The organism is Photorhabdus africana, assembly GCF_035181445.1.
Lineage (GTDB): Bacteria > Pseudomonadota > Gammaproteobacteria > Enterobacterales > Enterobacteriaceae > Photorhabdus > Photorhabdus laumondii.
In genome coordinates this window covers 1-12,594 of the sequence record NZ_JAXBVE010000010.1, presented here as the reverse complement: position 1 = coordinate 12,594, position 12,594 = coordinate 1, and the positions used below count along the sequence as shown (strand labels likewise).

11 protein-coding genes, 2 pseudogenes and 1 CRISPR repeat array are annotated in these 12,594 nt (G+C 40.4%); of the genes and pseudogenes, 5 read left to right on the top strand and 8 right to left on the bottom strand.

The genetic code is table 11. The features are described 5' to 3' along the window. Positions 1-105: 105 nt before the first annotated feature. Together cutC and SLS51_RS07795 are read right to left on the bottom strand one after the other, a co-directional pair. The gene (cutC, locus tag SLS51_RS07800) at positions 106-852 is read right to left on the bottom strand and encodes a copper homeostasis protein CutC (RefSeq protein WP_323837073.1); all 747 of its coding nucleotides are present in this window, start codon (positions 850-852) and stop codon (positions 106-108) included. Between the two features lie 167 nt (positions 853-1,019). Further along, positions 1,020-1,148, bottom strand: a pseudogene (locus tag SLS51_RS07795) (VOC family protein); the annotation flags it as partial. A gap of 54 nt (positions 1,149-1,202) precedes the next feature. On the opposite strand from SLS51_RS07795, the gene SLS51_RS07790 reads away from it, so the two are divergent. Then, positions 1,203-1,547 (top strand): toxin, encoded by a 345-nt coding sequence (locus SLS51_RS07790; protein ID WP_323837331.1) that lies wholly within the window; start codon positions 1,203-1,205, stop codon positions 1,545-1,547. Next, positions 1,537-1,851: a helix-turn-helix domain-containing protein gene (locus tag SLS51_RS07785; RefSeq protein ID WP_323837071.1), complete on the top strand. Its 315-nt coding sequence runs from the start codon at positions 1,537-1,539 to the stop codon at positions 1,849-1,851. Before SLS51_RS07790 ends, SLS51_RS07785 begins: the two co-directional genes overlap by 11 nt. 15 nt (positions 1,852-1,866) lie before the next feature. On the opposite strand, the gene SLS51_RS07780 is transcribed toward SLS51_RS07785, so the two are convergent. Further along, positions 1,867-2,430 (bottom strand): VOC family protein, encoded by a 564-nt coding sequence (locus SLS51_RS07780; protein WP_323837069.1) that lies wholly within the window; start codon positions 2,428-2,430, stop codon positions 1,867-1,869. Between the two features lie 713 nt (positions 2,431-3,143). On the opposite strand from SLS51_RS07780, the gene SLS51_RS07775 reads away from it, so the two are divergent. Further along, positions 3,144-3,521 carry a LecA/PA-IL family lectin gene (locus tag SLS51_RS07775; protein WP_323837067.1) on the top strand — a complete coding sequence of 126 codons (378 nt, stop codon included), beginning with the start codon at positions 3,144-3,146 and terminating at the stop codon, positions 3,519-3,521. A 410-nt stretch (positions 3,522-3,931) separates the two neighbouring features. Here the strand turns inward: SLS51_RS07775 and SLS51_RS07770 are convergent, their stop codons facing one another. Beyond that, positions 3,932-4,510, bottom strand: a complete 579-nt coding sequence (locus SLS51_RS07770) for a YceI family protein (protein WP_323837065.1) — start codon at positions 4,508-4,510, stop codon at positions 3,932-3,934. 26 nt (positions 4,511-4,536) lie between these two features. After that, a complete protein-coding gene (locus SLS51_RS07765) occupies positions 4,537-5,091 on the bottom strand; it encodes a cytochrome b (protein ID WP_323837063.1) in 555 nt (184 codons plus the stop codon). Positions 5,092-5,568: 477 nt separating this feature from the next. Between SLS51_RS07765 and SLS51_RS07760 the strand changes: the two genes are divergently transcribed. Further along, positions 5,569-6,306 (top strand): cyclase family protein, encoded by a 738-nt coding sequence (locus tag SLS51_RS07760; RefSeq protein WP_323837061.1) that lies wholly within the window; start codon positions 5,569-5,571, stop codon positions 6,304-6,306. A gap of 335 nt (positions 6,307-6,641) precedes the next feature. After that, entirely contained in the window at positions 6,642-8,372 is a 1,731-nt protein-coding gene (argS, locus tag SLS51_RS07755; RefSeq protein WP_323837059.1) for an arginine--tRNA ligase, read from the top strand. A gap of 317 nt (positions 8,373-8,689) precedes the next feature. Here argS and murJ read toward each other — a convergent pair whose 3' ends face one another. The 3 genes and pseudogenes from murJ to SLS51_RS07740 all read right to left on the bottom strand — a co-directional run bounded on the left by murJ (position 8,690) and on the right by SLS51_RS07740 (position 12,155). Further along, on the bottom strand, positions 8,690-10,225 hold the full coding sequence (murJ, locus tag SLS51_RS07750; RefSeq protein ID WP_323837057.1) for a murein biosynthesis integral membrane protein MurJ: 1,536 nt from the start codon (positions 10,223-10,225) through the stop codon (positions 8,690-8,692). An 880-nt stretch (positions 10,226-11,105) separates the two neighbouring features. Next, positions 11,106-11,504, bottom strand: a pseudogene (locus SLS51_RS07745) (hypothetical protein); the annotation flags it as partial. Between the two features lie 216 nt (positions 11,505-11,720). Beyond that, positions 11,721-12,155 (bottom strand): DUF29 domain-containing protein, encoded by a 435-nt coding sequence (locus SLS51_RS07740; protein ID WP_323837055.1) that lies wholly within the window; start codon positions 12,153-12,155, stop codon positions 11,721-11,723. 13 nt (positions 12,156-12,168) lie between these two features. Then, positions 12,169-12,436: direct repeats of the CRISPR family, unit length 28 nt; unit sequence TTTCTAAGCTGCCTGTACGGCAGTGAAC. Positions 12,437-12,594 lie beyond the last annotated feature (158 nt).

Sequence of the window (12,594 nt, the reverse complement as noted above, 5' to 3'; positions counted from 1 at the left end):
CGACGGCAAGGGAGCGAATCCCCGGGAGCATAGCGAACTATGTGACCGGGGTGAGGGAGCGCAGCTAACAAAGAAGCAACTTGAAAGATAACGGGTAAATAGATTTTATTCAAACAAAGTCAGACTCAGCATCCCTTTCATCACCTCTACCACACCACCATCAACACAATAATGTGAAAACTCATCCACCTCATTGTCCGCGCTCATCGTCACTCCCGCTTTGCGATAGGTCATGGTAGAAGGCATAATCCGGCTTGCCGAACTGTGAACTTCCGTTAATCCGATATCGATAAATTTATGAATATTACTCATACGAACACCCGCACCTGCCATAATAATTGGCCCCTGACTGGCTTGATGCAACTCTTTCAATAAGGGTAATCCCAATTCGGCATTCTGTTGCTGGCCGGAAGTCAATATTCGTTTAACACCAAGTTGAGTGAGTTGATCCAATGCCACATAAGGATTAAAACACATATCAAATGCACGGTGAAAAGTGACGGCCATATTGCCAGACAGTGCCATCAATTGTTGCATACGGGGCAAATCAATATGCCCTTCTTCATTTAATACACCAAAAATGACGCCCATAAATCCCATATCACGGATCTGAGCAACATCATTTTTCATCACCTCAAAATCTGAGTGACTGTAGCAAAAATCACCACCTCTTGGACGTACAATGGGATAGACAGGAATAGTTAATTGCTCAATAGCCTGCTTCAATGTACCAAAACTCGGTGTTAATCCCCCTTCCGCCGGACTGGCGCAGAGCTCTATCCGGTCAGCACCCGCCTGTTGTGCGATTAATGCGCAACCTACGCTAAAACAACAAATTTCTAACTTTGTCATCAGAAGTTCCTTAGACACCCAGTTATTAACGAGCAATCAATGAATCTAAACGATTCAGTAATTCAACCCACTAACTATGACATCTAATTATTGCCGATGATTTGTAGGAAATCACAAGGTCAGAACTTTTATCTGGATCACTAGGATGAAAAAGTTAATTTTGCTGACTAGTACTCATTTTTGACAATTTCACGCAATGTAAATGGGTGAAACTTGACAGTAATCTCACCATCAGTGACAGCTAAGGTCGGATTAGGCAACCGCTCTTGTTCCCCTTTGGGTTGACTCTCTTTAACTATCCCCAACTTGGGTGTAATATTATACTCAAGTTGGGGACAGATGGATAAATGATGGAAGCTGTTTTTATTGAACTACCACCTTTTGAACGTTACCGTCATAACTACCTGAGTGATGAGGAGTTTCGAACCTTCCAAAATATGCTGCTGAAAAATCCAACAGTAGGGGACGTAATCCAACATACTGGCGGATTACGTAAAGTGCGTTTTACTGATTCTCGAAGGAAAAAGGGAAAACGGAGCGGTATTCGGGTGATTTACTATTGGTGGGTATCTAAATCGCAATTCATGCTTTTCACTATCTATGATAAAGATGAAATGTCAGACTTAACTAAAGAGCAATGCGAATCCTTACGTAAAATGCTAGAAATGAGAAAAAGGAGCATAAATGAACCGTGATCTATTTACAGAACTCAATGAAGGGATGAAAGCTTGGGAAGAGGCTAATGAAGGCAAACTCACATTGAAAACCCATAAGAGGAGGTTAAAAAATAATATCTTCATCAGTCCGGATGAGTTGAAATCTATCCGGAGTAAACTGAATATTTCTCAGGCTATTTTTGCCCAGTACCTGCATACCGGTGAGACAACATACCAGAACTGGGAACAGGGACGGGCTAAACCGAATAAACAAGCTGTGTTACTGATTAAAATGGTGGAGCGCAATCCGCAGGCATTAGAATTTCTTGCCAGCCTCACATAACGATATCACTTTAACTTATGTAGCTGAGCATTCACTTTTAACAATTTCACTCAATGTAAATGGGTGAAACTTAATGGTGATCTCACCATCAGAGACAGCTAAGGTCGGATTAGGCAATCGCTCCTGTTCCCCTTTGGGTTGGCTCTCTTTGACAGAAAAACCTGCCGGCAAAGGTTGCGGTAATAATGCTTTTGCTGCTGTTGATAAGATCTCAGGTGCCACCGGCAGCACCAGCTCCACATGTTCCCATCCCTGATGCAAGTAAGTTTTCTTGCCAGGATAAGGCAATTCAACACAATCAATTTGCCAATTAAGCACCGCGATTGGGTGCTCTAAATCAAACAGGCAGATTGGGCGTCCATTAATGATACTTTCTGACATCAAACTGCCACATTGCAAAAAACCTTTACGCCAGCGCTCCGCTACAGAGATATCGTGACAACGTAAGGAGATATGATCGGCTTGATACTGTTCAACATTCAAATCAAGCCGTTGTTTGAACCGTACCAATTTTTGCTCAAATATTGCCAGATCAGCCACTAAATCCTGTAATTCAACAATAGAAGAAAAATGTGTCATATTATCCCAGTTAAGATGCAATAGATTGGTCCCTTCCCTTGGCCCCAAACAGCCCAAGAGTTTTAAAGGGTTGCTACCATTTCAAGCCTCGAATGATACTCTCGATTTGTAATAATTGAAATTCGATGGTACCAACACAATCACTCTTTCAATAATTCCATGAATTCTCATTACCCTATTTCACTCACAAAAAACTGCAATTAAGCGAAAAAACCCGCTTGGGACAAGGTTTGATATCTTGCAAGAAACACTATCTATCAATAAGTTACTATACCCGTTATCTTTCAAGTTGCCTCTTTGTTGGCTGCTCTCTCTCACCCCGGTCACATCGTTATCTATGCTCCCGGGGATTCGCTCCCTTGCCGTCGCGATCCATCTTGAAATCCATTGGGTATATAACCATTTTATTTTACACAATTTCCGTACGTAATGGGAATTAAGGGGAATTCTGGTTTTATAATATAATTAGATTAGGAAATTAAAAATAGGAATATTATTATTTTATTCTAACGATTCAGGACAATTATTTAAAATAAAAAATCACAATATTAAAATTAACGGTAGATACAAAGATTATTGTAATTGATACAGATCACAAACACTAATTTTCTCATTGAAATCCAATCATAAAGAAAATAAATTACATTTTAGTCAAATATGTAAATATCTTTGACAAAACTATTTCTATAAAACATAATTTCGGAGGCAATACTATGTCTGATTGGTCAGGAAGTGTTCCAGCTAACGCTGAAAACGGTAAATCCACAGGACTTATTCTCAAACAAGGAGATACAATCTCTGTTGTTGCTCATGGATGGGTGAAATATGGCCGTGATAATGTTGAATGGGCAGCACCTGATGGCCCTGTACCTAATAATCCACAACCGCCACCAATAGCCACACTCGTCGCTAAGATCGCCAACAAGAAGTTTGCAATTGGCAACGGAGTACTTCATAAAACGATTCCTGTAGATGGCGAATTAATACTTTTATTCAATGACGTACCGGGTACTTTTGGTGATAATTCAGGTGAATTTCAAGTCGAGGTCATAATAGAATCTCGGTATTCCCCTCTAAAGGAAATAATATAAAAATTATATGAACATGTATTACTAATATAATAAACATTCTATTTAATACAACGTCAAGTGAAAAATCACATTATTTCACTTGGCAGATAAGAAAAAGTCCGCGTTAAATAGCAGCCTCATCATTATTATTACTGTTTCCTACAAATGGATGCTTACTATGTTTTTCTTCAAACGATATAAGCATCCACATCAGATAAAGAAAAAGATTCTATTTGGTCTATTGGTAATATATGTCAGAATAAAGCTACCTGAAAGTAAGCATTCCCCCCTTGCGCTTTTTGTAACTCAATTTTTGATGTATTCCATTATCCATGAGATCAACTGGGAAGAAAGTTTTTCCTATCAATAAAATAGGCCACGCAATGCGCAGCCCTTAATAAATTGCACTACCGAACCAAGTCATTAGCGTATTACTTTTCCCGAATGCCTTCGATAGAAATCAATAAATCCGCTTCCTGTGATTTAGGTCCCAAATCTGCTTTGAAATTAAAGTCTTTCAGTTTGATTTTACCAGAAGCTTCAAAACCTGCGCGGTAGCCACCCCACGGGTCTTTACCTTCCCCCATCAGCTCGGCATTCAGTACCACCGGCTTTGTCACACCGTTTAAAGTCAGATCACCCGTAACAACATATTTCTCCCCCTCTTTTTTCACTTCGGTTGAAGTGAATTTTGCTTCAGGGTATTTCTCTGTATTAAAGTAATCTTTACTACGCAGGTGTTTATCACGTTCGGCGTGGTTAGTGTCCAAGCTGGCTATTTTGATGGTCACATTAACTTTATTCTCAGCCGGATTTTGCTCATCAAATGTGAAAGAGCCATCAAAATCTTTAAATGTCCCATATAGCCAGCTATACCCCAAATGCTGAATGCGAAATCCAATAAAGGCGTGCTGGCCGGGTATATCAATTTTATAATTGGCAGCTAGTGCAGAGCTTGCATTTAGTAACAATGCACCCGCAGTCAGGCCAAGTAACGTCTTCTTCAACATATTCTTCTCCATAATCGTCTTTTATATTATTCAGGACGGAAACCCAGTATCCGCTTTAAGGTTGCATCACAGTCGATAAAATGGTGTTTTAATGCTGCAACAGCATGTAATAACGATAAAATTACCACTGCCCAAGCAAGGTAAAGATGAATCATTCCGGCAGTATCCGCCTGTTCGCCCTGACCGATTAATGTGGCCGGCACAATAAACCAGTCAAAAACAGAAATCGGCTGCCCATCAGCGGTCGAAATTAAATAACCACTAATCAAAATGCCAAACAGTAAGATATACAACAAAATATGCATTAAAACCGCGCTGACTCTAATCAGGCGACTATAACTGGCTAATGGCTTGGGTGGTGGAGAAACAAAACGCCAGATAACACGCACAGCCATCATGATAAACAGCAACATTCCGATGCTTTTATGAATTTCAGGTGCTTTGTGATACCACGTATCGTAATACCCTAATGTCACCATCCACAGTCCTAGCGCAAACATGCCATATACGATCAATGCAACCAGCCAATGTAAAAGCACAGATAAGTGACCAAACTGGTTGGAAGTATTCTTCCAAAGCATAACAGTTCCTTTTTTAGGTAAATGTAGACTAGCCATTCTTTGAACTAGTTCAATTATAAATGATATTAATCTCTTTTTTATTAAAAATCCCAACAAATAATTTGCAAAAGATTTTCAATTTTAATCAATAAAACTCAATTAAGATAAAAAAACGCTAAATAACAATAAGATAGAAACAAATCACATTAATAATAATGCCGAAAAAATATATAATATATATTTTTTTGTTATATTTGATTTTAAATTTTAACTAATGTAAAAATCAATTATCTTATTTTCTATTATTTCTCTATAATTTTCCATTTATAAGAATCATAACTTGATGCGCTCGTATCTGGCGAGTCTAACACAAGCCTGAAACAATAAAAGGCTATAAAACATGAGGAATATCACTATTTACAGCAACAAATCTTACAGCATTAATCATGCAATAGTGGTAAAAATAACATCAATAAATTATCAAAAATGGGGTTTTTTATGTCAAATAGCATCTTACAAGCACTCACTGTGTTGAAGTCAAAAAAATGGGTCGATTTGACGCATAGCTTCGATAAAGATTCTCCACATTTTTTTATGCTTGATTCAGCAGAATTTAAAACACTGTTTGATTACAAAGATGGCTTTTTTGTTCAGCAATTTTCTTTTCCCGGCCAATATGGGACTCACCTTGATGCTCCCTGCCACTTTGTTCCTAATACCCGTTATGTTGATGAACTGGAATTAAAAGAATTAGTTTTACCTTTAATCGTGCTTGATCAATCAGAAAGAGCAAAACAGGACCCCAACTTTTCACTTTCTAAAGAAGATATTCTTAAATTTGAAGAAGAATATGGAATTATTGAGGCCGGTACTTTCGTTGCGCTCAGAACGGATTGGAGTAAACGCTGGCCATCTCAGAAAGCAATGGATAATAAAGATGATTCTGGCAATAACCAAATACCTGGGTGGGGAATAGATGCCCTTAAATTTTTATTTGAAGAACGCCATATTAAAGCTATTGGACATGAAACATTTGATACCGACGCCGCTAAAGATTTTAGAAAGAATAATGCGTTGTTGGGCGAAGATTATGTATTAAAGCAAGATACTTATCAGATAGAACTTTTAGCTAATTTAGACCAAGTACCTGTACGTGGTGCAGTTATTTTCAACATTGTCGCCAAACCTAAAAAAGCCTCTGGTTTTCCTGTTCGTTCGTTTGCCATACTCCCATAACCGCGCCCCTCCCTGATGCCGTATATTCATTACGGCATTATATACCCGTTATCTTTCAAGCTGCCTCTTTGTTGGCTGCACTCGCTCACCCCGGTCACATAGTTACCTATGCTCCCGGGGATTCACTCCCTTGCCGTCGCGATGCATCTTGCAATCCATTGGGTATAGAGAAGAGGCGTTTTTTATCTTCGCAACTTGGCACAAAGCAACAGTAAAGTGGTATGTCATGTGTTGAATATGGTATAAAGCCCGCCGTTTTTTCTTATGAACCATTTTGCAAAGGGTATTGTTTGCTACAATATACCTATTTCTTGTTCGTCATTTAAGGTAACCAGGTGAATATTCAGGCAATTCTTTCAGAAAAAGTCAGCCAAGCGCTGATTGCAGCAGGTGCTCCAGCCGACAGCGAAGCTCACATCCGCCAATCCGCGAAAGCGCAATTTGGCGACTATCAGGCCAATGGTGTTATGGCCGCCGCGAAAAAAGTGGGCATGCCTCCCCGACAACTGGCAGAAAAAGTTGTTAACCTGCTAAATCTGCAAGGTATCGCCAGTAAAATTGAAATCGCTGGCCCCGGCTTTATCAATATCTTCCTTGATAAAGCATGGATTGCAGCCAATATCGAAACTGCACTGAAAGATGAAAAGCTGGGCGTTACACCAGCCAAACCGCAAACTATTGTTATCGATTATTCCGCCCCCAATGTCGCGAAACAGATGCACGTTGGTCATTTGCGCTCCACGATTATTGGTGATGCCGCCGTCCGTACACTTGAATTCCTCGGTCATAAGATTATCCGCGCTAACCATGTGGGTGACTGGGGAACCCAGTTCGGTATGCTAATTGCCTATTTGGAAAAAGTGCAAAACGAAAATGCCAGCGATATGGCATTGTCCGATCTGGAAGCTTTCTATCGCGAAGCCAAAAAGAATTACGATGAAGATGAAGAGTTTGCCATCCGCGCCCGTGGCTATGTGGTGAAGCTGCAAGGCGGTGATGAATATTGCCGTACCATGTGGCGCAAGCTAGTGGATATCACAATGGCCCAAAATCAGCAAACCTATGATCGTCTGAATGTCACGCTGACTAAAGATTCTGTCATGGGTGAAAGTCTGTACAACGATCTGCTGCCCGGTATTGTCGCTGATCTGAAACAGCAAGGGCTGGCAGTGGAAAGCGATGGTGCAACCGTAGTTTACCTTGATGAATATAAAAACAAAGAAGGTGAACCGATGGGCGTTATTATCCAAAAGAAGGATGGAGGTTATCTTTACACCACAACCGATATCGCCTGCGCAAAATACCGTTATGAAACCCTGCACGCGGACCACGTTCTTTACTACATCGATTCCCGTCAACATCAACATTTGATGCAAGCCTGGACCATCGCTCGTAAAGCGGGTTATGTACCAGAATCCGTGTCACTGGAACACCATATGTTCGGCATGATGTTGGGCAAAGATGGCAAGCCATTTAAAACTCGCGCCGGTGGTACAGTCAGATTGACCGATCTATTGGATGAAGCCATTGAACGGGCCAATATCCTTATCCGTGAGAAGAACCCGGATATGCCAGAAGATGAATTGAAAAAAGTCGTTGAAGCTGTCGGTATTGGTGCCGTGAAATACGCTGATCTCTCCAAAAGCCGTACCACAGATTACATCTTCGATTGGGATAATATGCTCGCTTTTGAAGGCAATACCGCACCTTATATGCAATATGCTTACACCCGTGTTGCCTCCATCTTTAAACGTGCCGAAATCGATGAAAGCAGTCTGACCCTACCGGTTATCCTAAATGAAGATCGCGAACAAACATTGGCCACCCGTTTGTTACAATTCGAAGAGACCATCACCACCGTCGCCCGTGAAGGTACGCCACACGTGATGTGTGCTTACCTGTACGATTTGGCTGGTCTATTCTCCGGTTTCTATGAACACTGCCAAATCCTCAATGCGGAAAGCGAAGAGTTGCGTCAAAGCCGCCTGAAACTGGCGCTCCTGACCGCTAAGACATTGAAGCAAGGTCTGAATACATTGGGTATTGAGACGGTAGAGCGGATGTAACCGGATAATCGCTGTTTTTCCGAAAAATTGGCGTGATCGGGCATATCTATTATTGCCTTATCACGCCTGTCACAATAGGCAGCGCCACCCTTCATAATCCCCAACGCGACCGCTACTTGCCGAGCAAATCCCGGTTGTTGCAATTAATGTTCATATATACCCGTTATCGATGCTCCCGGGGATTCGCTCCCTTGCCGTCACGATCCATCTTGAAATCCATAGGGTATAGCTATTTAATCATTAGCTGATATCCCGGTAACCTCAGAAAACTCAAGCTCAGCTTGAACTAACAATAACTACCGGGATACCTCAATTTATTAAAAACTGCGGTGGGCAAAATCTTTTAGCCGAAAACCCATCAGCATCAACGCAGCAAAATAGCTGCTTGCACCGGCAATAACGACCACCATCAATCGCAACAAGCGCGTAGCCATATTTCCCTGCTCCCATGCTGGCATCAACCATAAAGTAACAGCTAATACGGCAATCATTACCGTAATTGCCACAACCAGTTTAAATAAGAACATCCCCCAACCCGCTAACGGCTTAAAAATATTTTTCTTACGTAATTGCCAATAAAGCATACTAGCATTGAAACAAGATGCCAGACCAATAGACAAGGCTAACCCGGCATGTTTCAGCGGGCCAACAAAAGCAAGGTTCATTAATTGAGTTAGAATCAAAGTGACAATCGCAATTTTTACCGGGGTTTTAATGTCTCGACGAGAATAAAAACCCGGAGCCAACACCTTGACAATAATTAGCCCCATCAATCCAAAACAGTAAGCAATTAACGCTTTTTGGGTCATTACTGCATCAAATGCAGTAAAATTACCGTATTGGAATAGAGAAACTGTTAAAGGTTCTGCCAGCATACCTAAAGCAACAGCACAAGGCAGCGCTAATAAAAAACAGAGCCGCAGCCCCCAATCCATTAATTTGGTGTACTCCTCATGATTTCCACTGGAAAAACTTTTCGCTAGTGAAGGTAAAAGAATTGTTCCAAGCGCAACACCCAATACACCAGAGGGTAATTCCATCAAACGGTCAGCGTAATACATCCAGGAGACAGAACCGGACACCAGAAATGAGGCGAAAATCGTATTAATAATTAATGAAATCTGGCCGACTGAAACCCCAAGAATTGCAGGCCCCATCTGCCGCATAACCCGCCATACGCCGCTGTCACGAAAAGAAATACGCGGTAATACCAGCATGCCAATCTTTTTTAAATGAGGAAGCTGATATAAGAGTTGCAAAATTCCGCCCACAATCACCGCCCAACCCAACGCCATCACCGGCGGATGACAATAAGGGGCGACAAATAATGCAAACACAATCATGCTGATATTAAGTAACGTCGGAGCGAAAGCAGGAACAGAAAATCGATTCCAGGTATTTAATATCGCACCTGCCAATGAGGCCAGTGATATCAGAAAAATATAGGGGAAAGTAATTCTCAACAGATTTGTTGTCAGAGTAAATTTATCGGCGGTATCGGTAAAACCCGGTGCAGTAACATAAATCACCCAAGGCGCGCTTAAAATCCCCAACACAGTAACAATGGCCAGAATTAACGTCAACATACCGGAAACATAAGCAATAAACGTCCGGGTCGCTTCATCACCTTGCTGATTCTTATATTCTGCCAAAATAGGCACAAATGCCTGAGAAAAGGCGCCTTCTGCAAAAATACGGCGCAGTAAATTAGGCAATTTAAATGCAACAAAAAAAGCATCCGCTGCAACACCTGCCCCAAATATGCGGGCAATAATGGCATCTCGGATAAAGCCCAAAACCCGAGAGAACATGGTCATAGAGCTAACCGCAGCCAGCGATTTCAATAAATTCATCGTATTTATCTCAAAATCATGTTAGTTGATTTCCGAACTGCCTGTACGTCAGTGCAAAAATGGAAAATGGATTATACACGACTGAGATACTTGTAAGCTGTCTGTACTTTTTAGGCCGCCTGTGTTAGTGCAAAAAACCACCAAATCACACCATCTTAATCCAGCTTGCTAAGCTACCTATCCAACAGTGCACGATTAGATATTAACTTTAACCTACTGACAGTTAAAACATATACTAATAAACAATAAAAAAGCCTTTTTTAAGATAAATAATATTCCTTTAAAATCAATAAATTATTATTTAACATAAAAAAATCAATAAATTATTATTTAACATAAAATCATGTACGGACTCAAATTACATGAATATTTATTTTCACTCACTCTTTATTTATCTATTTTTCAATTCAATTGCCATTATCCAGAAAATATAAAATCGAAGGTGGAATTTATCAAATGATTATGAAACATAACTTCAACACTTATTAATCAGACCAATCAGAATAATATCTATTTTTATGGAATCAAGAAACCATTAAAAGTATTTTCATGATAATCAGTCAACAAATTACTTTATCACTCATTATAATTCCAAAAATAATAAACTCTTAACCGTCATTTACCATAAAAAAAGCAAAACAGAGTTAAAAAGCCCTTTCAGGAAATGAGAGGGCTTATTGTCATATACTTACCAGATTGTCCAACCGGACATTTTGGCTTACCCTAACGGTGTTACCTGTTTATTAGCGTCTAATATCTTATTAGGATCTACCGCCTTATTAGGGTCTACCATCAGAATAATTGTATTTGTTACCTGATTCTGAGATGAGCCAGCATTCACTGCTTTCTGAGGCACCTCAACACTCACTGGTTTCTGAGGTAACTGGGCATTCACTAATTTCGGATGCAGCGTATACATCCCACCATTAAATGGATCAAATAAGAGCCAACCAATTAAACCACCAAATAAAAAATTACCCCCAATGTACCAACCGTTGGCGCTCGCCTTAATTGGTAACGTGACAGACTCAGAATTATCTTTAGTAAAAGTAACCAAATAATCTTTTTTACCAAAATAACTTCCATCAGACTTTTCTAAAATAACATCTTGAGGCGTTTTCCCTTGGGCAACAACCCTGCCTAATTCATCTTTGATAGAGAATGTGGCCCCCGATGGATTGCTATCAACTTGAACATGCTGAGTTTTATCACCCACGATCGTAGCGCAACCGCTAGTAAACATCACAGCAGCTAAAGATAAGGCAGCAATATTATTCATGGTTAATTATTCACTTTGTTAACAAAAGCGGCGAGTATACCTAAATTCATGCTTATGCACTAGAGCTCATTAACTTTTATAAGCTGCCAATGTAGCATTGTATTTGGCCTAGATGATGGTGCCTTGCAACTAGCCTTACTACAAAAAGCTGAAATAACTACTTAAAAAAACGCACCAACCGAAGTCAGTGCGTCAAATAAGCCAACTCATTGAAACTTATTCAGGATAGAACTCTTGAGAAAAGATCTGATTTATATTCCAAATACATTCATCCGGGAACATATCCAGCCCTGTTTCATCGACAGCAGAAGAAACTGCATCAGCCCAAACTTTTGCAAACCAGTTTTCATCAGCAATTGTGTTTTTCAAGCTGGGTGTCTCTTTTATATGCAATGCCAGCGCTTTTCTCTGTTCCTTAATAGTTCGTTGCCAGCTTGAACCACGGCGTTCAGGCTGGAATTGCCACTTCAAAAGATGGGACAACAAAACTGACATACGCCTTGCTAGTTCACGTTTTTCACTCTTGCCCACGTCCTCAATTTCCTCGGCAATATTAACTATATCGATCTCAGAGAGTTTACCTGCGCGCAATAATGCTGCTTGCTCATTTGCCCAAGCTATCACATCAGTTTCGTAGCGGGTATGACTCATAGCTGCCTCCGTTAATAAAAGCTGCCTGTACGGCAGTGAACGTCCATTCTTCGGCTGACTGGTTTTGATTATTTTTCTAAGCTGCCTGTACGGCAGTGAACTGATAATACAAATAAAATCTCTTTAGCAAAAGTTTCTAAGCTGCCTGTACGGCAGTGAACAAGGTGCGTTCATCAATCCTTGGTGTATCTGTTTTCTAAGCTGCCTGTACGGCAGTGAACTCTATTGGTCTTCAATTGCTGCCGGATTTAAATTTCTAAGCTGCCTGTACGGCAGTGAACGTTAAGCCATCACAAGTGGCTCGCAAGCTAATTTTCTAAGCTGCCTGCATATACAGGCTCTTAAGCAGTAACTGTATATTTTAGATAGAAAAAAGGCTTCATTTATGATCTGATAATCGTCGCCAAACTAATACCAAAACCACGGATGAAGCCTGTGA

Excerpts from the sequence above, each read along its gene's own strand:
- cutC (WP_323837073.1), bottom strand. The coding sequence starts at position 852 with ATGACAAAGTTAGAAATTTGTTGTTTTAGCGTAGGTTGCGCATTAATC.
- SLS51_RS07790 (WP_323837331.1), top strand. The coding sequence starts at position 1,203 with ATGGAAGCTGTTTTTATTGAACTACCACCTTTTGAACGTTACCGTCAT.
- SLS51_RS07785 (WP_323837071.1), top strand. The coding sequence starts at position 1,537 with ATGAACCGTGATCTATTTACAGAACTCAATGAAGGGATGAAAGCTTGG.
- SLS51_RS07780 (WP_323837069.1), bottom strand. The coding sequence starts at position 2,430 with ATGACACATTTTTCTTCTATTGTTGAATTACAGGATTTAGTGGCTGAT.
- SLS51_RS07775 (WP_323837067.1), top strand. The coding sequence starts at position 3,144 with ATGTCTGATTGGTCAGGAAGTGTTCCAGCTAACGCTGAAAACGGTAAA.
- SLS51_RS07770 (WP_323837065.1), bottom strand. The coding sequence starts at position 4,510 with ATGTTGAAGAAGACGTTACTTGGCCTGACTGCGGGTGCATTGTTACTA.
- SLS51_RS07765 (WP_323837063.1), bottom strand. The coding sequence starts at position 5,091 with ATGCTTTGGAAGAATACTTCCAACCAGTTTGGTCACTTATCTGTGCTT.
- SLS51_RS07760 (WP_323837061.1), top strand. The coding sequence starts at position 5,569 with ATGTCAAATAGCATCTTACAAGCACTCACTGTGTTGAAGTCAAAAAAA.
- murJ (WP_323837057.1), bottom strand. The coding sequence starts at position 10,225 with ATGAATTTATTGAAATCGCTGGCTGCGGTTAGCTCTATGACCATGTTC.
- SLS51_RS07740 (WP_323837055.1), bottom strand. The coding sequence starts at position 12,155 with ATGAGTCATACCCGCTACGAAACTGATGTGATAGCTTGGGCAAATGAG.